This window comes from Pseudomonas sp. P5_B2, assembly GCF_056400445.1.
Map to the genome: position 1 here is coordinate 1 of NZ_JBFULH010001259.1, position 787 is coordinate 787.

At 54.4% G+C, this 787-nt stretch carries 1 protein-coding gene; it reads right to left on the reverse strand.

The annotated features are described in order from the left end of the window. A partial coding sequence (locus AC1DRJ_RS30615; RefSeq protein WP_477805405.1) for a DUF262 domain-containing protein occupies positions 1–787 on the reverse strand: 787 nt, incomplete at both ends.

The following is a 787-nucleotide window of genomic DNA, read 5'->3' on the forward strand; positions in this document are numbered from 1 at the left end:
GAAGCCAACAAGGTGATAAAGCACGCGATCCTCGAACCACTCTTGCAAAGACATGAAAGATTGCTTCACCCGCAACCACTCTAATTCCGCCCTGCACGATCCACCCTTCAGCTTATCGTTAAAGAAATGGAAGGTGCTGTAGGCATCCCCGGGCTCGCTGTGCCAGCCCTCGGCACGGGCATGAATATCGAAAATGTACTCAATGCGGTTCTGCGGGATGCCGGTGCCACTGTGCAAGAAATACCAGAACTCGTCTGACTGCAGCCCTTTCTCAATACTGTCCCATTCTTGGGCTATGCGTAGTTGCTGCTCGGTAGCAGAGGATGCTGAGAAATTACCAACGCGCAGGAAGAGCGCGCGAACCAACTCGGAATTCGTCAACGCGATCTTGCCCACATTAAGGCGAGTGAAGGCCGGGATGGCAGCCTGTGATTGTGGTAGCTCGTACCAGATGACCTTAACGTTCTTGCCCGCGCTGTCGTCGTTGACCAGGGTTTGCAGCACCTTCATGCGGTGACTGCCATGGCGGCCCTGGAACCAATCCTGAATGGCCACATAGGCCTCGCATATGTGGAAGTAGTCGATGTTCTTGCCGGCCTGGGTCGTATCGATCTTTGTCTGTAGAAAAGACTCGCTGTCTTGCCGCGTCTGATAGCTCATGCGGAATGAGTCCTGGCCGAGGGCTAGCAACAACTCGCTCAGATAGTTCAGGATGAGATGAATGGTTGTGAGTCGCTGCTGCCCATCCACCAACTCCCAGTCGCCAAACTCTGCCCGGTGTTTGACC